The organism is Pseudozobellia thermophila, from assembly GCF_900141855.1.
In the GTDB taxonomy this organism is placed as follows: Bacteria; Bacteroidota; Bacteroidia; order Flavobacteriales; family Flavobacteriaceae; genus Pseudozobellia; species Pseudozobellia thermophila.
Window position 1 is genome coordinate 608,287 of record NZ_FQYU01000002.1, and the last position, 19,568, is coordinate 627,854.

The following is a 19,568-nucleotide window of genomic DNA, read 5'->3' on the forward strand; positions in this document are numbered from 1 at the left end:
TCCCTTCAAATGAAAAAATCTGATCTACATTCCTGTAGTTTATTTTTTAAGTTGATGTGAAAAGAGCCACGATAGCAAATCGGGTTCCGAGAATGCGGGATCCCAACTGTTGTGGTTCGCATGATCATAAAGCGTAAATCTAGGAAAGGCCCCCGCTTTGAGCAATGCACTTACCATTTCAAAAGAATGCAATGGAGCCACCACATTGTCCTTCGCCCCGTGAAAGGCCCATATCGGTGTATTTAAGGCATATTTTTTTATTTGTTCGGGGTCGCCGGCCCCACAAATGGGAATGGCCGCCGCAAACGTATGGGGTTTTCTGGCCAAGAGTTCATAGGTACCCATACCTCCCATGGACAGGCCCATCACATAAACCTGATGTTGGTTGACATACTTTTTTTGTTGAAACTCTTCCAATAAGGACATGACCTGTCCCATGGCCTTGGTCGGTCCTTTTTCGAACTGAAAATCGAGTTCGATGGGATAATTGCTGCGATCCACGTTTACCTGGGCCCAGTAATCATCTTGGGGGCATTGTGGCATCACCACGATCGCCGGGTAATTAGACCGGTTTTCATCATTGGTAAACAAGGTCGTTCCGTGGGTCAGTTGCTTTTCGTTGTCATTGCCCCTTTCGCCTGCCCCGTGTAAAAAGAGCACCAAAGGATAGGATGCATTTTTGTCAAAATCCTTGGGATACAATACACGATATAAAAGCGTGTCCCCGTTTTTAATCCACTTTTCCTTTTCAAAAAGGGAAGTGTCCTGGGCATGCCCTAAATAGACTATGCCCCACAAAAGAAGCGAACAAATAATATAGTTACGAACCCTCATCAATACGTAAAATTAAGTTTTTCAAGTCCCGATTGCACGTCCTCGTTTTGCATAAACAAATTCCAAAGCAAACCGGTCCTATAATTCTCGATCATTATAATCTGCGGACCTTGGTCTATGGCCAAATAAGCCTCGGCCACCCAAAAACCGTACTCCGGACTAAAGGCATCATAAAAGCCTGCCTCGCCCAGTAATTTATCCTTGTTTTTATAAAAATACCGTAAAGCCGCCAAAGATTCTTCCGGCGTATAGGGAATGGAACTTATGGCCGCCGTTGGTGAAATAACCCCAAGGTCGTTTTCCGGGTGATGGGCCGCATACCCTATGCTACCGTCCGAATTTCTGGAATAACTGGCCGTAAGCCCCCAACAATCCTCACCATAGTCTTCAAAGTTCTTCGGATTCTCCACACAATACTTATAATTGATCTTGGAATGGTTTACATTGACATCCCAGTAATTTACGTACTCATCCGAAAGTCCGTTCGGATCAAGTCCCAAGTACGAATAATGTGCCCAGAACAAGGGTCCCCCGTAGTTTTCCGCCCCATTGTGTTTTACCAAAAGCGGATAGCCATAAGCCGTATTGGAGGACAAAATACCCCCGTTGCTTGCCCAACCAGCGGTATAAACCTCTTTTTCTATACCATAATCTGGGGAGGCGGCCGCCATTATATAAGCGATCAACACCTCGTTATACCCCGAGAGCTTCAGGTTTATGTTAAAACCGTAATTAGGACTCCAATGCCAGTAAAGTGCATTATCACCTTGCGTATACCAGTCCCACTCCACCCCTTTCCAAAGGGTATCGGCCTTTTCGGCCAAAGTTTTTTCGGTATCGGAACCTTCCTTAAAATATTCCTTAACACAGATAAGCCCTTGGGCCAAAAAAGCCGTTTCTACCAAATCGCCGCCATCATCCTCGGTACTAAAGGGAATTACGTCACCAGAGCTACCATCTATCCAATGCGGCCAAGCCCCGTGAAAACGATCGGCCGATTCTAAAAAAGTCAGTATTTTTTCCAATCGTTCTACGCCTTCATCCCTAGAAATAAATCCTCTTTCGATACCTACAAGAAGAGCCATTAGCCCAAAACCGGTTCCTCCGGTAGTCACCACATGGGCACTGTTTGAGGTATCGTCGGGGTGATAACGTTCGCGGGCACCCCCTGAGTTGGCCTCGGCAAAATCCCAAAAATACTTAAAGGTCGCTTCTTGTGTCAGATCCAACAATTCATCGTCGGTAATTTCCGGTTCGTCGTCAACGGTCTCCTCCGATTCACCAGGAATTTCAGAAGGAACATAGGTATAATCATCGCCCCCCGAACACGACCACAATAGCGCGCCCATTAAAAATATATACACCTTGGTCTTTATCATACTAATTTAAATAGGGAGAGTTGAATCCCAGCTTACGTAATCCTGCTTGGACCTCCTCATTTTTCATGAACAACTTCCAGAATAGTCCTGTTCTATAATTCTCTATCATTACAGGAATGGGGCCTTGATCTATGGCCAAATATCTGGGCAGGTACCATTTCTTTTCGAGACTAAAGGCATCAAAAGGTCCGTATTTACCGATCAAGGAATCCTGTTCCTTATACATATACCTTAAGAACTGCATACTCTCCTTGGGCGTATACGGCATGGATGAAAGCGCCGCTGTTGGAGAAATTACACTTAAATCGTTATCGGGCCTATGACCGGCATAACCATCAATGGAATAGCTAGAGGTCAGTCCCCAACAATTTTCACCATAACCCTTATATCCCTTGGGATTGTCAACAGCATATTTGTACTGTATCAAGGCGTGGTTGACATTCAGCTTTTCGTAATCGCCATATTGATCAACAAGTCCGTTGGGATCTAGTCCAAGATACGAATAATGAGCCCAGAACATGGGACCGACCGGCGAGGCATCGTGCTCGTAATGATCAAGGATGGTGGGCAGTCCATAAAAAACAGTGTCCTTTTTGATTGCCCCGTTTCTTGCCCAACCTTGTTCATACACTTCCTTCTTGATGGGGTGGGTAGGTGAGGCAGCTGCCAATATGTACATTATCAAGGCCTCGTTATAGCCACCGACGGGAAAGTTCATGTCCCAGCCAAAGTTGGGCGACCAATGCCAATACAGGACATTTTGTCCTCCTTGGGTATACCAGTCCCATTCCACTTCTTCCCAAAGTTTTTGAATTTTATTGGCCAGTGCTTTTTCCCTCTCGTTCCCTTCCTTAAAATATTCCTGAACGGTAAGCATTCCCTGAACCAAAAAGGCCGTTTCAACCAGGTCTCCCCCGTCGTCCTTGGCACTAAAGGGCGTCACTTTTCCCGAGGGCAGCAACCAATGGGGCCATGCCCCGTGAAAACGGTCCGCCTTTTCCAAAAAGTCGATCGCCTTTTCATAGCGCTCCAAGGCTTGTTCGCGGGTTATAAAACCCCGCTCTACCCCTACAAGAATAGCCATAAGTCCGAAACCCGAACCGCCAATAGTGATAATATCCTTGTCATGGGCCGGATAAATACTGTCTAAATGAATACGTTCGCGAGCAAGGCCCGAAACGGGTTCGGCCCCTTCCCAAAAGTAGTCGAAGGTCTGTTTTTGTACCGTATCCATCAACTGTTCGTTATTGGACAGGTATGAGGTATCGGCCTTCGTTTCCGACTCTACCATTTTCTTTTTAGAAGAATGGCCGTTACAACCGACTAACAAACTTGTAACGGCCATTGCAATGAAGATAAATCTCATAAATACCATTAACTTAAATCCTTCAACAAGCTATTAATCCATTAGGGCCTGGATCTCTTCAGGGGTCAATGCTTTATTGTATATATACAATTCATCCATTTGCCCTTTCTCCGTTTTATGGCTCCATCCAGAGAAGTTGGGATTACCCGACATTATAACCAAGTCCCCTACACCTGTCCAATCTATTCCGGGAAAATCGCTTTCCCCTACCAATGCACCGTTCATATAGAGGGCGGCATTAGTTTCGGAAATGGAGATTCCGAAGTGTACCCATTGATCCTCGGTAGGATCGATAGTGGCAGGGTCTCCCGGGTTTATCCATGTAGCATTGGTTCCGTTACCCACGAGAAGTATAAACTTTTGGGAGGTCTCGCTGCCTTCGCGGATCAATCCGAACCCACTCGGTTTATCGGACGGACTTGAAGGGTCTGCCGGGGCTATATTGATTATGCCCGCCCGGGTATCGGAGGCGTCTATCTTTAGCCAGAACGTAGCACTGAATTCATTTCCCAAAAGGCCAGCGGACGGGAACGTTAGATAAGAATCCGCGGCACCCTTATAGGCTTGCCCTACAACCCCGGTATCAAATCCGGGGGCGCCTACCGCCGTAGCATCATTTCCGCTTACCCCATCTTGGTAACCCGTATTAAAATCCATAGAAAAAACGGCTTGGTCTTTAAGCACAACCGCCTGTATCTCGTTTTTGGTCAATGCTTTATTAAATATCCTTAATTCATCAATCTGCCCTTTCTCCGTTTTATGGCTCCATCCAGAGAAGTTGGGATCACCCGACATTATAACCAAGTCCTCTACACCTGTCCAATCTATTCCGGGAAAATCACTTTCCCCTACCAATTCACCGTTCATATAGAGGGCGGCATTAGTTTCGGAAATGGAGATTCCGAAGTGTACCCATTGATCTTCGGTAGGATCGATAGTGGCAGGGTCTCCCGGGTTTATCCATGTAGCATTGGTTCCGTTACCCACGAGAAGTATAAACTTTTGGGAGGTCTCGCTGCCTTCGCGGATCAATCCGAACCCGCTCGGTTTATCGGACGGACTTGAAGGGTCTGCCGGGGCTATATTGATTATGCCCGCCCGGGTATCGGAGGCGTCTATCTTTAGCCAGAACGTAGCACTGAATTCATTTCCCAAAAGGCCAGCGGACGGGAACGTTAGATGAGAATCCGCGCCACCCTTATAGGCTTGCCCTACAACCCCGGTATCAAATCCGGGGGAGCCTACCGCCGTAGCATCACTTCCGCTTATTGCTTCAGAATAATTGCCATCAAAAGCCATGTAAAACATTTCTCCGTCGAACATTGGAGTGTAAGGAGGCACCTCAATTTTTTCGAACGTTGTTGTTTCGGTCACCACAACATCATCAATATCGGTAGCCGTAATTGTCAATGTATGGCTTCCTGTACTTACATCTTGTGTCAAGTCATCAATATTGAACAATTTATTATCTGAAAATTCATTTATGTTTAGAATTTCCTGCCCATCCAAGTCTACCGTAATATTCGCTATACCGAGGTCGTCTTCAACCTGAAAACTAATGGTTATTGGGGCCACCTCCTCTACCGAACTGATAATCGTAGACCCTTCGGGACTAGGTGATGACAGTGTGATCACAGGTCCGTCATAGAGAAAATCACTAAACTCGGGCCGATCCAAATCTTGGCAATTGAAAAACAATATGCCCACGACCAGCATGCCTATATACTTTAAATATGTATTTTTCATTTTTTCTATATTAATATTAATGGTCAGGTATTAATAGTCGGAATTTTGGGTAATAACCCCTCCCGATTGATCAATTGCCTCTTGAGGAATTGGATACAGTGCGTGTTTGGGCAGATAGCCTAAACCACCAAGTACTTCGGAAGCATCTCCCCAACGCACTAAATCGTAAAATCTAGACTCTTCCATAGCCAATTCAACACGTCTTTCCTGTTTAATGGCATCCCTAAGTTCGCTTCGAGTAGAAGCGGTAGTATTGGGAAGACCGGCCCTAGACCTAATTTGGTTTATCAAATCGGCCACATCGGCCGATGAGATTGCACCGGATTCATTACCTGCTTCGGCCGCCATAAGCAAAACATCGGCATATCTGAAAATTTTAATGTTTTCCCATCTGTTTCCGTTTACACCATACTCTTGACGCATATCGGCCATGGTATAAGCTTTTTTGTTCCAATATTTTTGTGCCAATGGGGGAGACTCTGGTAATATTCCCCCGCCAAAGCCACCATCTTCTTCACCCGATACCAGTATGGTATTTGTTTTTCTTAAGTCTCCGGGTTCAAAGGCATCGACAAGATCCTGGGTCGGAACATTGAATCCCCAACCAAGGTTCCATTCTCCTGTACCCCTAACCCCCTGGCTAACAAAGTATATGTTGGCATATTGCTCTCCATTTTCAGTAATGGTTTGCTGAATTTCAAAAATTGACTCGACACCGTTATTACCTCCCTTTTCAAATAAATTGATCAAACTGGGATCTAATGCGTATACCTGGGAATCGATAACTTCCTTCAATTTATCGTAGGCATTGTTCCAATCTTCTTGATATAGGTACAATTTGCCCAAAAGGGATTTGGCAAAGCCTGAGGTCGCCCTTCCTGGAAAACCTGGCCAGGTAAGGGGCAGGTTTTCTTCGGCTATCTTTAAATCATCGATAATAAACTGATCAACATCGGCTACGGACGATTTTGGGGCAAAGGCGTCGGAAGGGACGTCGATGGTGGCCGTAATTATCGGCACTTCGCCATAATCCCTCCTTAGTTCGAAGTACATCAATGCCCTAATCGCCCTTGCTTCGGCATCATTAATAAGGCTTCCCTCATCCGTTAAACCTTGGCTTTCTATATTATTGATTACTTCATTACAAGCAAAAATAACTTCGTAATGTCCATTCCACCACTCTGTATTTAAGCCATTGGTAGCGACATACTGAAAATCATTAAAGGCATTACCATTAGCCGCTGCATCCGATGCCGTACTTCCCTTTTCCGCATCGTCTGATCGGATACTGCCAAACCACAATCGGCTCCATCCCCCTACACTTGTAGTCCTTGTTTTTGAATAAATACCAAAAACCGCGGCTTCTTGACCTCCCACGCCCAATTCTTCATTTGTCGCAACCTCGCCCAAAGGCAACTTATCCAATAGATCGTCATCGCAAGAAACGACTACGAACAGTAGACCTGCCAAAAAATACAGGTTATATTTTTTTATGAGTTTTATGTAGTCCATAGTATATTTTTTTTAAAATGTTAAGCTGAGTCCAAGCGTAGATATTACCGGTAGGGGATATCCTCCAGAGTCTACACCAAAAGATGTTGGCGATCCGCCCGCTTCCGGTGAAAAACCAGAAGTATTCTTCCATGTATAGAGGTTCTGAAAATTAGCAGATAGCTTTACTTGCTGTACTTTTAATTTTTCCAGGATTTGATGATCAAATGAATAGCCCAATTGAACGTTCCGAATCCTAAAGTAACTACCATCCTCGATCATATATGTGGAAGGAAATCTATTATAATCCGTAGAATACAATCTGGGCTCCCAATTCGATGATCCCGAACCATTCCATCCATTAACCCTATCCGTTCTGTAGTTAAATTGGGCAAATGAATTTCCATTGCCCCAATTACGATAGACTTCGTTACCATAAACACCTTGAAAATCAAGGTTCAAGTAAAAATTCTTATAATCTAAATTCACATATAGGCCATAAGTAAAATCGGGCGTTGGATTACCTATGGTAGTTCTATCATCCGGGGTAATCTCCCCATCACCATTAACATCCCTATACTTAAAATCGCCCGGGGCATAGGTTCCCAAGGTGCTTGTAGGCAATGAAGCGATGTCTGCGTTTGATTGATAGATCCCGTCTACGATATAACCGTAGAAACTACCAATGGGTTCTCCGGTAATGGTTCTTGATGCAGTTCCATTGGCATAAATAGGGGCATCTTCAAAGGTTGACAACACCTCATTGTCAATAGTTGTTACATTTCCACCAACAGAATAGCTGAAATCATCCGAAAGATTATCGCTCCACGAAGTTTCAAACTCAAAACCCTTATTGCTGATCTCTCCAAAATTGTCGAAAAATGTCTGGACACCAGTATTTACATACACTAACAAATCCTCTGTTTTTCTATTGTAGTAGTTGGCATTTAATGTAAATCTGTTATCAAGCCATCTTGTTTCAAGGCCGAGTTCCCACATTTTAACGGTCTCCCATTTTAAATCTGGGTTTTCTTCAAATCGTTGAACAAAACCTGCGATAACTTGATCTCCAAATATGGCCGTAGCTCCTTCGTCTACCCCTGGGTAGTATGGATAGTTTGTGCCTCCGGGCAATACTTGGTTCCCCAATTCACCCATAGAGCCCTTTACCTTTAAGTAACTCAAGGGTCCTAAATCATTCATAAAGCCTTCTTGGGTAGCCACCCAACCCGCTCCCAAAGACCAAAAGTCCTGTGCCCTGTTGTCAGGTGCCAATTGTGAAGTGGCATCCCTACGATAAGAGGCGTTCAATAAATATTTGCTGTCGTAATTGTACAAGGCCCTTGCCAAAAACGAAGAAGTGGCCCTATCGTATTCATCCGAATCCGAGACCCTTGTAGACGAATCGCCGTAAGGATACACATCTAAATACCAAAACCTTTCATCGTCGGGAATTATACCCACTGTCGAACTAGGATCATGTGCCACGCTTCCCGAGATACCTTCATAGTAAATATCGGTACTTGTAAAACCAACAACTGTATTTAGATTGTGTTTTCCGAAATCATTTTTATAGGAAAGCAGGTAGTCTTGTTGAAAATTAAATGCAACACTACTGGACTGGTTTACCCTCGTTAATTGGTTTCCATTAAAGTTGGCTATTTCATCTGTTTCCGATACATAAATAGGTACAATCGGAGTATAAGACCTTGACCGGTAATTATTATAGTCTCCGTATACGCTTGCCTTAAAGGTAAAGCGTTTTAGAAAATCCACTTCGGCAAATACGCTGCCAACAAAACGATACCGCTCAGCGATGGCCTTATTTTTTGTCACTTCCGCGACCAAGGCCGGGTTACCAATTTGCGGACCTCCAATTTCGGTAGGTAACTGGTTAAACAGACCATCGTATTCTGGACGGGAATCATAATGTATGGGATCAACTATAGGAGTAGCGTTTAAGGCCGAACTGTATGAACCTGTATTAGGAAGCTTGTCCCGTAATCCGTTTATGGTAATTCCCATCCTAAAGTTATCCGACAAATCGTATTGGTTGTTCAGGTTTAGGGTTATTCTTTTCATCTCCTCGTTTTTGATCAGGCCCTCTTCTGAACGATAGCCCAAGCCAAACGACAGTTTATTCTTTTCGGTTGCGTTTTGTAGACTTAAATTATAGGTCTGTATCATTGCCGATTTATTCGTAATACGCTTTACCCAATCCGTGTCCCCGGTAAACACATCGTAATACGAAAAGGGCGCTGCCCCTTCATTTGCCAACTGTTCGTTATAAAGCTCTTTAAAAAGTGTGGCATCGGCCATATCGGGTACATCGGAAATCCGTTTAACACCCGTTGAAGAATTAAGATTTATGGTAAATTCCCCATTTTTTGCTTTTTTGGTGGTGACAATAATTACACCATTTGCGCCTCTTACCCCAAAAATGGCCAAAGAAGAAGCATCTTTTAAAACCTCGATCGATTCAATATCATTGGGGTTAACGAAGTTGATATTGTCGGCAAAAATTCCATCGACTACATACAGAGGACTTACATTGTAGCGACTACTTGTTCCTCTAATTCTAACATCGGGAGTCCCGCCAAGCGTACCAGTATTTACCACTGTTAGGCCAGAAACCTTACCTTGCAGGGAAGCAACAGGGTTTGCCGCCGGTTTATCTGCGACCTCTCCTCCCTTAACACTTACAATAGATCCCGTCAAGTCCCTTTTTTGAGCCGTACCATACCCCACGACCACTACTTCGTCCAACGTTTGGGTATCCTCTTCCATGGTCACCGATACGGACGTTCTTCCATCAAGAGCTACTTCCTGGGTAACAAATCCTATGTAGCTTACCGATATCACGTCATCGGAAGCAACGTTTTGCAAGGTAAAATTACCGTCAAAATCGGTCTGTGTCCCCGTAGTGGTTCCCTTAACGACCACACTGGCACCTGGCAAGGGCTGCCCACCGGTATCGACCACAGAGCCCCTCACCGTCACACCATCCTGTGCATAAATTGCCATTTGAAACAAAAAAAGCAGCATTGCCAATAATGTGTTCTTCATTTTGAATAATGTTTAAGTTTAAGTTTGAATTTTTGCCAAAGTACCAATAAGCACATGATAAGAAGACTTAACGAAGTACATAAAAATTACATCATTCACCTGTCCTCCCAAACGCCCCATATAAAGGGTGCCTGCAGTAATCGTGATGTTAAGCCAACATTAAGTTTTAACATAATGATGTAGTAATGATGTAGTCTGTGCCATGAAGCATCACTACCAATACCGCAAAAAAAGGTCAGTTAAATTTGATTAAGAAGTTCGAAAGGTTCTGTGAACTGTCAATTCCTAATTTTTTTCGAAGCCGATAGCGATGAATCTCCACCCCCCGATTCGAAATTGCCATAAGGGGAGCTATCTCTTTTGATGTAAGGTTCATTTTTAGATAAGCACATAATTTGAGGTCTTTGGGCGTTAGCTTCGGATACATCTTCAGCAGGTTTTCAAAAAAGTCTTCATGAAGCTCCTTAAAGTTCACTTCAAAATGTTTCCAATCCTCATCGTCATTGATGGAATTATCCAGTTTTTTAATAATGGAAGTAAAACGTTTTTGATTGGAAAACTGGCCTTTGTTTACCAGTAGCATTTCCTTTAATTCGAGAATCACCTTGTTCTTTTCCGCCATGCTCATGGTAATACGGGCCAGTTCCTTTTGTTTTTTCTTGATTTCCTTTTCCAGCTCCTCCTTTTCCTTTTTGGCCAACCGTTCTTCTTGGTCTTTGAGCAACTTTGCCTTTAATTCCCTATGCCGTTTCTCCATTTTTGACCTGTTGTACTTTCTTCTTAAAAGGAGGGCTGCAATAAAAACCAAGATATAGAGGCCGATACTGAATTTGGAAAAATACCACGGCGGTGCAATCTCAAAAAACAGGCTATGGGCCTCGGAACGCTCATTGTCTATGCCCACACTATAAATATGGAGCTCATAGGAACCAAAGGGTAGGTTTTGTAAATGGATCTCGCCATTGCCCAAATAGGCCCCTTGGTCTAAGGGCCCTTTCAAATCGTAATAATACTTGGCGTCGAGCAAGGCGGGCGACGCAAAGTTTACCGTGATGTCACTTGCAAGTTTGTATGGAATTTCAAAGGTATTGTTATCCAAAGAATAGGTATTTCCCTTGGCCTCAAACGACACCAACTTCGGTTGCTGGAGTCCAAAATTCTCAAAATGCTTCCGAAATTCAGATATGTTCAGTTTTCCAAAACCGTCGTTTAGGGTGAAACAATAGGTAGAATCGTTCAGTTTGACGATTTTTTCCGACTCGGGGGTCAATCGTTTTTGCAATTGCAAATCGTCCAAGATATAATGGGCCTCCTTTAGATCGGAGAAGAGCACTTTTTTAACACCTTCGTTCTCAATAAACCAAAAAGACGCATCGTCATGGTATACCAGGTTTTTATGGTTATAGGCCTGAAACTCGTCGAACAGTTCTATTTTTTTCAGAATGGGGTCATACCGATGCCACACCCCTTCAATGTCCAATGCGATCTGGTTTCTAATATTGAAGACCTTAACATTGTAATTGGTAGGTATGTCCTCTTTCGTAAATTCGATTTTTTCGACCACCTCGTCGTAGGTGTCGTTCAGTACGAGCCGATACAGTCCTTTATAAGGGTGGGCCATCCAGAGCGTATGGGCGTCTTCGAAACAAATGTATTTGGCAGGTTTGTTGATTCCGGCAATCGGGGTAACGATCCAATTACCGGTATCGTCCTTTTCGTATTTGGACAAGCCGATATAGGTACCCTGAATAAAAGAGGCGGCGGATTCGGGGACCTTCACGATCTGATATCCACCGGAAATATCCGATATCTTTTCAAAACTATTTTCTTTTACTTTATAGGTACCCGTGTTATGACCGCAAAAAAGATCGCCATCGGTAATATTCAAATCCCACACATGACCTTGTGATCCTTCCACAAAATGCAAGCCATCGTTCTTAAAATAATAGACCCCCGTATTACTGGCCATATATAGAATATTGTCATGAACGGCCAGATCGTACACCGTACCCACGGCTCCCGTATAATCGGTATAATAGGTCAGCGGATAGTTTAACTGTATCCTATCGATCCCATTGTCCAATCCTACCCATAATTGGTCTTTATACTGTGTCATGGCCAACACGGTATTGTTTTGCAATCCTACTTGACGGTTTACCTCTTGGCCGCTCCCTTTATCCTTATCATAAAGGTATATACCGTTCTTTATGGTACCGAAGGCAATCATGCTTTCCGAAAGCGGCAAGATCTGATTGAGCTGATGTTGGCTTAACTGGTCATCGATGGGGGTCTTAAAATGCCTTAGCCCTTGATCGTTCAGAAGAAAACAGGCGTTGCGTCTAGTGCCTATCAAAAGACCTTCTTCGATCTCGGTCATCCCAACGATCACCTTATCGGTAAACAGCTCATGCTCCTCCAAGGGTACCAACACATCATCTACCAGTTCGTATAATTTGTGATGTCCGGCAGCAACCATGACCCTGCCCCGGTATTCGGCAACATAATTGACCACAACGTCGGGGGCGATTACCTTGACCTCATTATCCCTAAGGATGTATATGCCGTTAAAGGACCGGAAAAGCACGTCATCGCCATAGGGTATAATTTGCCAAAACTCCTCGTTGGTAAAGGTGTGGTCCCTTATGAGGTGTGTTAGGGAAGTATATTCCAGAAGGCCGTAGGCATTCTTCTCCCAATACCCCAGCTCTTCATAAGATCCCGTATATATTTTTCCCTTGATCTGGGCCACGGAACGGATGGTTGTGTTGTCCGGAAGCTTATAAAGCCGCCATTTCTCCCCGTTGAAGTGAAGTAACCCACTATTGTTGGCCGCAAACAATTCTCCCGCCCCGTTGGTCGACAAGCCCCAGTTTTTGCTATCGGCCCTATACTCGAAAATCTTGTAATTGTGTATCGGCGGCAAAAGATGTTGCCCACTTAACCGCGACAATGCGGCGAATATGGTTAGAAGCAGGACGAAAAACAATCTCATGTAAACACCTATTTTTCCCTTTGAGGGGTAAAGATAAGTAGAAGTAACGTCATAGTATGGGCCGTGGACGTGAAGTATAGCAAGAGGCAGGCCAGGATATCCCCATTTCAGGAGGTCTTATATCATCCACATAGAAATGGCTATCTTTACATCACCCGATACCTAGTCCTCGTTTCCGCATTAGGGCAAGGAGGTTTTTGTTGTCGGGACGACCACTCTCGACACATCATTACGCTATCAAAGACAGTATAAACAAGAGATTAAAAATATAGGCATTTCCACCAACCCACCAATGAATTAATTCCTATTTCGTCCATCATTTTTTGCCCCGGTCCCCTTCTTCCTTTAGTTTTCATAAAGAAAAAATCCAACCACCTTCGTGATTGGATTTTTTTGGTCAGGATGACAGATTACACCCACACCCCAAAACACAACTCATTATCAATTAGTTATAAAAACAAAAAATTAAACTGTTAACTGAATTGTTGACGTTATTCTTGTAACCTTAAAGTAAGGTGCTTTATTTCTGATAATTAAATATAGATAGGCAAATTTAGTAGAGCCTTAGAATAAGACATGGGCATTTTTAGAAAACAATGGAGTAGGTTGCGCCCTATCATGTTCTTGCTTTACGCTTATCTGCCGGAACGCTACAAAAACCCGATAGGATCCATGCTCAAAAGTTAGGGATAAGGTTTGGGTAAGTTCCAAAATTTATTGATTTCATGTTACGAAACAAATAAACATCCTGCCCTTGCAAATATTTATTCAAACATTACGCATATAAATTGATAGTAGTATACCACCAAGAAAATTACGCTTATATTTTCTGAAGGAGATTAAAAACCCGTATTTTGTTTTAAGTCAAGCCTCTCAGCCAATAAGCAAATGAGTAAACCAGCCGTATCAATTTTTTTATTTTAATTATGCATTTCTTATGTAAAATAGCCAACATAGGGGTCAATAGAATTACGTCGATTTTTTGGAATCAAAATTCTCCTATTCAAATTTTTATTCTCATTTTTTTGTTAATCACAAGCGCAATAAGAGCCCAGGAAATCAAAATAGACAGCTTAAAGAAAGAATTGGCACTTCATACCAAAAAAGACACTGTAAAAGTTAATTTATTAATCGAGCTTTCTAAAAGTTATTCTACAGCAGATATAAACCGATCCAACGAAAAGGCTCAAGAGGCCTATGATTTGGCCAAAGCGCTTAATTACAAAAAGGGAACTGCAAATAGTCTACTAAGATTAAGCAACAATGCCTTAAGAAACAGTGAACGAGATAATGCCGAAAACTATACGCTTAAAGCCTTCGAAATATGTAAGGAACTGAAGGACCCGGATTGTATTTATGCTTCCTACACATCTTTGGGAAAAATAGCATACTTAAACGGTAAATTTGATAAGGCCACCGACTTTTATAAGAAAGCACTTGAACTAAGCATTAAAAATGGTGACTCATTAGTTCAAGCAAAAATGTATAATCATATTGGAACCTCCAGGTACAGAAAAGGAAATTTTGATGAAGCTATCGACCTGTTTAAAAAAGCAGCTGATATAAGTGAACAATTAGGTGAGGAAAAATTAAACCTGGACATTTTAAATAACATTGGTGCTATTTGCCTTAATCAAGGTAGATATACAGAAGCTCTAACTTATTTTAATAAGTGTTTGAGCATACATATTACAAATGATGAAAAGGAAGATATTGCCGTTTCTTCTTATAACATAAGTGCGGTTTATTATGAATTGAAACAGTACGACAAAACTCTTGACCATCTAGATATTGCACTAAATATTTATAGGGAATTAGATGATAAGAAACAGATTTCCAGAACATTGATCAACAAGGGTGCGGTCTATGCAGATTTAAAAGATTTTGAAAACGCCTTGTCGTATATGACAAAATCCATAAACCTTAGCAAAGAAATCAATGATAAAACAGAATTAAGTGGGGGTAATTTTCAACTTGGGGATTTATACTTTTTAATGGATCAACCTAAAAACGCTTTGAAACATTATAAAGCTTGTTTAGAGATAAGTGAATCTATTGAGGATAAGATTTATAGTTGCCATGCCCATATTGGATTGGCAAAAACTTATGCTTCGCTCAAAAATTATTCCAATGCCCTAATACACGCCGAGAACGGAAAAAAAATAGCAAATGAACTAGAACTTCTGCCTCAGCAAATATTGGTATACAAAACATTGGCAACCATATATAGCGCAAAGGGGAACTATAAAAAAGCCCTTGAAAGTCATCAGCAATTCAAATTATTGAACGACAGCCTTTTTAATAAAGAAAATATCGAAAAAATTGCCCAGTTGGAATACGAATACAAATACAGGCAGGCATTGGATTCGGCTAGTATTCGCGAATTAAAACTTACCAAAACGGTAATGAGCACTTCACAAGACCTTGCAAAGACCAAACAAAATTACCTTTGGGCCGTTATCGGCATTTTGGTTATCTCTATCCTGTCAGGTTCTTTGGTATTCTATCAAAAATACAAGAACGTTAAAGTAAAAAACCAAAATATTATTACCGAACAAAGGTTATTGCGCTCACAAATGACGCCACATTTTATATTTAATTCGCTTTCAGTCTTGCAGGGCATGATCTTGAACAAAGAAGAGAAAAAATCAATTACCTATCTATCAAAGTTCTCAAAACTACTGCGACTTGTTCTAGAAAATTCAAGGGACAAAATAGTTCCCCTCATTCAAGAATTGGATGCCATAGACAATTATATGATCTTACAAAATATGGACGCCAATTCACCTTATGACTATAGTTTGGTGGTGGATGAAAACATAAATATCAATCTCTTTTTGGTTCCTCCCATGCTCATTCAGCCCTTTATTGAAAATGCTATAGAACATGCATTTTCTATTAATCAAGAACATCGGGAAATAGAGGTTCACCTTAGTTTCAACAATCAAAAGTTAAGCTGTACCATAACGGACAATGGTGTTGGAATAGATGCCATGCTCCAAAAAACAAATACAAAAAAGAAGTCGTTGGCCACCACCATTACCAGTGAGCGGCTAAACCTTTTGTCCAAAGATTTCAACATGCCTGGATCTGTATTTGTCGAGGATAGAAAAAAATATAATGAGCAAGGAACCAAAGTTACTTTGATCATTCCCTATAAAATAATAAAGAATTCATGAAGGCACTTATCGTTGAGGACAAAGCCTATATTAGAAAAGGCTTGATAAATCTTTTGGAAACGGTTGAAACCAATATAGAAATCATAGGTGAATGTGCTACGGTCAAGGAGGCCGTTGTGGTCTCGAATGCCTGTAAACCAGAATTGATATTTCTGGATATCAATCTCACAGACGGTACTGGATTCGACTTTCTCGACCAAACCGAGCATCTAAGCTTCAAAACCATATTCATTACCGCCTATGAAGAATATGCTTTGAAGGCACTTAAGGCTGGTGCCGTAGATTATCTTTTAAAACCTGTTGACGTTGAAGAATTGGATTTGGCCTTAAAAAAGATAAAGGCCTTACCTATTACCGAACAAAAAGAGCAAATAAATACGGTAAAAAAGGTTTGGTATCAAGATGATGCCACCTTGGTTCTTTCGCTTAGCGACAGTTTTCAGGTCATAAACCTGCAAGAATTATTGTACTGTGAATCCGACAAAGGGTATACGACATTCTACTTGGCCAATAATAAAAAATACGTGGCTTCCAAACCATTAAAGGAATACGAGGAGAAACTTCAAAAAGTCAATTTCACTAGGCCCCACCAGTCTTTCATGGTAAACTTGAAATTCATAGACAAATACGATAAGTCGGGCATCATCTATTTAAAAGATGGTCAAAAAATTCCTGTTTCCTCCCGAAAAAAGGAAGCTTTTATAACCACTTTTTTGAATTACAATAGTCATTGAGAACTATTGCCCCAATGATCAGTATCACCGGAAATAGCTATCTCTCCAAAAACGCATATTTCCTTACTTCGCACGAATAATGATTCCCGGCTCACGAAAATAGATTGGCTATTTCATAGGAAATGCCATTGCCCCATCTTTACCCTGACCAAACCATTTCTTACTTAAGTCCTCTTTGAAAATCACACTTTTCCAATGGTGCTTATCAAGAAATATTAATATCAAATATTAATGGAAAACATCAAATCCAAACTAGGCCAAGGAGGCCTTGTACTTGCAGCTATGGGCCTAATTTCTGCCCTTTTGTCAATTTTTAATTACAACATCAGATTACTTGCTTGGATAGATGGCTGGGGCAGTACCATGGGATGGGGGCTCAGGGCAGTATTGATTCTAGCAGGTGGCGCGCTGTTTTTCCTATTTGGAAGAGTAGAAGAGGAATAATCAATCAATTTAAAGAATCATATCAATGAAAACACAGCTAGTAATTTTAATGATAGCGATAACGCTGGTTTCCTGCGGAGAAAACACGGCAAAACTACCTGCCAACGCCGATGGCTTTGCGGGTATTGAGAAAGAACTGAAAAGTGAATTTGGGGATAGTGCTTACTATACCGAATTGACTATCATATACAATGAATCGATCGGTAATAGCATTTCGACCACGGTAACCGATGCCCCTGAATCTTTAAAAATGGGGCAATGGACCTACTCGTTGGGCAACTGGAACCAAACTTCCGAAGTAACCTTAGAAATACCAGAGGGTACCAAGGCGGCCGATTTTATGTTTCAATTGGGTGAAAAAATCAGTCTTGGGAAATTAGGAGAACTCGTTGAAAAATCGAGTGAGCAATTAAAGGCCGAGAAAGACATCGAGAACCCCCGACTTGAAATGGCCTTTGTCAAATACCCAAAGAACGGTGATGTGAGTGATGCCCAATACATAGTAAAACTACAGCCTGAAAACGGGGGGACTTCTTTTACTTTTTCATACAAAATAGACGGTTCATTAATTGAAATGGACTACTAAAATTCCGAACCTATTCCTTCATTAAATTAATTTATTTAACCCAAACAATCATGAACAATAAACTTAAAACTATTTACTTAACCGTAAGTCTACTTTTTCTATGTGTTGCCTGCAACAATGATGATGATGATGGAGCCGTAACCGTAACACTGTCAGATTTAGAGGTAACCCTAGATGAAAATCCCCAAGAAGGTGATCCCGTGGGCACCGTAAAAACCGATGTTTCTACCACAAATTTTAGTATCGTCTCGCAAGCACCTACGGGAGCTTTGAATATTGACGGTTCTACTGGAGAACTTACTGTAGCCAATGCGGCCTTATTCGATTTTGAGACGCATCCTACGATTACGGCAACCGTTACCGCGGACAATGCTGAAAATTCGGCAAGCATTACCATAAACCTGAATAATGTGAATGAGGTTTCCGGTCAGAATTTAGAGGTGACCGTAGATGAAAATCCTGCCGAAGGGCAAGTTATCGGTAGTCTACAGACCATTGGCAATGCTTCGGGCTTTGCCATTACGTCCCAGACACCGAGCGGCGCTATGGATATTGATTTCAATTCGGGCGAACTTACCGTATTGGATGCTTCGCTATTCGATTTTGAAACCAATCCTGTATTGACAGCGACCGTTTCTATTGAAGATGCAGATAATCCGGTAACCGTTACGGTGAACCTTGAGAATGTAATTGAAGTAACGGCCCAAGACCTTACGGTCTCCATTGATGAAAATCCAACGGACGGACAGGTTTTAGGAACGGTACAGGCCAACAGCAATAGTACTTTAGCGTTTTCATTTACCTCGCAATCACCCATGGGCGCCATGGCCATTGATGCCGCTACAGGAGAATTAACGGTAATTGACCCCAACCTATTCGATTTTGAGACCAACCCCGTGATTACAGCTGAGATTTCAGTGACAGATGGTGCGGAAACAGCTACGGCCACGGCCACCATCAATCTAAACGATGTAGACGAAGTATCTGCCACAAATACGGATTTGACCATTGATGAAAACCCTTCCAATGGCGATGTTGTGGGAACCATACAGGCCAGTGGCTCAAATCTAACCTATACCATTACGTTCCAAAATCCGGCTGGTGCATTTACGATAGATCAAAATACAGGTGAATTGTCCGTAGCGGATGAAACCCTTTTCGATTTTGAAACTAACCCCAATATGTTGGCCACCATTTCGGTAAGCAATGGTACTGAAACAGTTTCCGCCAATGCGTTCGTAGAACTTAATGACTTGAACGAGATTGGGGAATTCAAGTATGGTGGTGTTATTTTTTGGATAGACCCTACAAGTAACAATAGTGAAGGCTTGGTTTGTGCAATTTCAGGTCTAACCGTTAACGCCTGGGGTTGTTCAGGTATACTAACAGGGGCTTCTGGAAGTGGTATCGGAACAGGAGAAACCAATTCTGAGGCAATTATTGCCGCAGGTTGTATTCCATCTGCCGCATTAACTATTTCCAATTTGGATTGGAATGGTTATGATGATTGGTTTTTACCAAGTGTGGATGAATTCAATGAAATAGCGATAAACTACGACGATTACATTGCACCGACGATACTCGCCAATGGAGGAAGCGCCCTTTTTAGTACAGTATGGACTTCTACAGAAGTTAATGCAAATGATGCTTATATAGCTTTTTTAGGGGGTAGTGCTCCCATAGCCCTTCCTAAAAACACTGCAAATTTCACCGTATTGCCAATCCGGTCTTTTACCGACTTTTAAAAACAA

General features: G+C 42.0%; 12 protein-coding genes. 5 read left to right on the forward strand and 7 right to left on the reverse strand.

The annotated features are described in order from the left end of the window. Positions 1 to 39: 39 nt before the first annotated feature. From BUB37_RS08040 to BUB37_RS08070, 7 genes are all read right to left on the reverse strand, one after another. Positions 40 to 834 carry a carboxylesterase family protein gene (locus tag BUB37_RS08040; RefSeq protein ID WP_072991500.1) on the reverse strand — a complete coding sequence of 265 codons (795 nt, stop codon included), beginning with the start codon at positions 832 to 834 and terminating at the stop codon, positions 40 to 42. Next, entirely contained in the window at positions 834 to 2,213 is a 1,380-nt protein-coding gene (locus BUB37_RS08045) for a glucoamylase family protein (protein ID WP_094766593.1), read from the reverse strand. The genes BUB37_RS08040 and BUB37_RS08045 overlap by 1 nt, the downstream gene beginning before the upstream one ends. A gap of 1 nt (position 2,214) precedes the next feature. Then, a complete protein-coding gene (locus tag BUB37_RS08050) occupies positions 2,215 to 3,504 on the reverse strand; it encodes a glucoamylase family protein (protein WP_397459878.1) in 1,290 nt (429 codons plus the stop codon). A gap of 108 nt (positions 3,505 to 3,612) precedes the next feature. After that, positions 3,613 to 5,325 (reverse strand): LamG-like jellyroll fold domain-containing protein, encoded by a 1,713-nt coding sequence (locus BUB37_RS08055; RefSeq protein WP_072991504.1) that lies wholly within the window; start codon positions 5,323 to 5,325, stop codon positions 3,613 to 3,615. A 30-nt stretch (positions 5,326 to 5,355) separates the two neighbouring features. Continuing rightward, positions 5,356 to 6,837, reverse strand: coding sequence for a RagB/SusD family nutrient uptake outer membrane protein (locus tag BUB37_RS08060; RefSeq protein ID WP_072991508.1), 1,482 nt, complete (start codon positions 6,835 to 6,837; stop codon positions 5,356 to 5,358). Positions 6,838 to 6,849: 12 nt separating this feature from the next. After that, positions 6,850 to 9,882 carry a SusC/RagA family TonB-linked outer membrane protein gene (locus BUB37_RS08065; RefSeq protein ID WP_072991511.1) on the reverse strand — a complete coding sequence of 1,011 codons (3,033 nt, stop codon included), beginning with the start codon at positions 9,880 to 9,882 and terminating at the stop codon, positions 6,850 to 6,852. Between the two features lie 235 nt (positions 9,883 to 10,117). Further along, positions 10,118 to 12,874, reverse strand: coding sequence for a helix-turn-helix and ligand-binding sensor domain-containing protein (locus tag BUB37_RS08070; protein WP_072991515.1), 2,757 nt, complete (start codon positions 12,872 to 12,874; stop codon positions 10,118 to 10,120). 1,025 nt (positions 12,875 to 13,899) lie between these two features. On the opposite strand from BUB37_RS08070, the gene BUB37_RS08075 reads away from it, so the two are divergent. The 5 genes from BUB37_RS08075 (at position 13,900) to BUB37_RS08095 (ending at position 19,562) form a co-directional block, all read left to right on the forward strand. Beyond that, positions 13,900 to 16,053, forward strand: coding sequence for a tetratricopeptide repeat protein (locus tag BUB37_RS08075; RefSeq protein ID WP_170863133.1), 2,154 nt, complete (start codon positions 13,900 to 13,902; stop codon positions 16,051 to 16,053). After that, positions 16,050 to 16,787, forward strand: coding sequence for a LytR/AlgR family response regulator transcription factor (locus tag BUB37_RS08080; RefSeq protein WP_072991519.1), 738 nt, complete (start codon positions 16,050 to 16,052; stop codon positions 16,785 to 16,787). Before BUB37_RS08075 ends, BUB37_RS08080 begins: the two co-directional genes overlap by 4 nt. A 231-nt stretch (positions 16,788 to 17,018) precedes the next feature. Next, a complete protein-coding gene (locus BUB37_RS08085; protein WP_072991522.1) occupies positions 17,019 to 17,231 on the forward strand; it encodes a hypothetical protein in 213 nt (70 codons plus the stop codon). Between the two features lie 25 nt (positions 17,232 to 17,256). Further along, positions 17,257 to 17,817 (forward strand): hypothetical protein, encoded by a 561-nt coding sequence (locus BUB37_RS08090; RefSeq protein ID WP_139278088.1) that lies wholly within the window; start codon positions 17,257 to 17,259, stop codon positions 17,815 to 17,817. Between the two features lie 50 nt (positions 17,818 to 17,867). Next, on the forward strand, positions 17,868 to 19,562 hold the full coding sequence (locus tag BUB37_RS08095; RefSeq protein WP_072991529.1) for a hypothetical protein: 1,695 nt from the start codon (positions 17,868 to 17,870) through the stop codon (positions 19,560 to 19,562). Positions 19,563 to 19,568 lie beyond the last annotated feature (6 nt).

Coding starts and splice junctions, on each gene's coding strand:
- BUB37_RS08040 (WP_072991500.1), bottom strand. CDS start 834: ATGAGGGTTCGTAACTATATTATTTGTTCGCTTCTTTTGTGGGGCATA.
- BUB37_RS08045 (WP_094766593.1), bottom strand. CDS start 2,213: ATGATAAAGACCAAGGTGTATATATTTTTAATGGGCGCGCTATTGTGG.
- BUB37_RS08050 (WP_397459878.1), bottom strand. CDS start 3,504: ATGGTAGAGTCGGAAACGAAGGCCGATACCTCATACCTGTCCAATAAC.
- BUB37_RS08055 (WP_072991504.1), bottom strand. CDS start 5,325: ATGAAAAATACATATTTAAAGTATATAGGCATGCTGGTCGTGGGCATA.
- BUB37_RS08060 (WP_072991508.1), bottom strand. CDS start 6,837: ATGGACTACATAAAACTCATAAAAAAATATAACCTGTATTTTTTGGCA.
- BUB37_RS08065 (WP_072991511.1), bottom strand. CDS start 9,882: ATGAAGAACACATTATTGGCAATGCTGCTTTTTTTGTTTCAAATGGCA.
- BUB37_RS08070 (WP_072991515.1), bottom strand. CDS start 12,874: ATGAGATTGTTTTTCGTCCTGCTTCTAACCATATTCGCCGCATTGTCG.
- BUB37_RS08080 (WP_072991519.1), top strand. CDS start 16,050: ATGAAGGCACTTATCGTTGAGGACAAAGCCTATATTAGAAAAGGCTTG.
- BUB37_RS08085 (WP_072991522.1), top strand. CDS start 17,019: ATGGAAAACATCAAATCCAAACTAGGCCAAGGAGGCCTTGTACTTGCA.
- BUB37_RS08090 (WP_139278088.1), top strand. CDS start 17,257: ATGAAAACACAGCTAGTAATTTTAATGATAGCGATAACGCTGGTTTCC.
- BUB37_RS08095 (WP_072991529.1), top strand. CDS start 17,868: ATGAACAATAAACTTAAAACTATTTACTTAACCGTAAGTCTACTTTTT.